The organism is Streptomyces sp. GbtcB6 (assembly GCF_019091475.1).
GTDB classification, from domain to species: Bacteria; Actinomycetota; Actinomycetes; order Streptomycetales; family Streptomycetaceae; genus Streptomyces; species Streptomyces hyaluromycini.
In genome coordinates, this window is sequence record NZ_JAGXJL010000564.1 from 1 (window position 1) to 212 (window position 212).

General features: G+C 72.6%; 1 pseudogene. It reads left to right on the forward strand.

Annotation, left to right across the window (positions count from 1 at the left end):
- Positions 1-212, forward strand: a pseudogene (locus tag KVT45_RS56000) (NADP-dependent oxidoreductase); the annotation flags it as partial.

Genomic DNA, 212 nt, shown 5'->3' on the forward strand with positions numbered 1-212 from the left:
GACGCCGCAGCGCTGCCCGCCTCGGCCGAAGCCGCCGTCGGCGTCCTGCGTCAGCTCGGCGTCACCTCCGGCGAGACCCTGCTCGTTCTCGGGGGCGGAGGCTCGGTCGGTGTGATCGCCACCCAGCTGGCCGTATCCCAGGGCCTCACAGTCTTCAGCGCCACCGGCCCCAGCGACGAGCAGTTCGCCAAGGATCTCGGCGCGATCCCGGT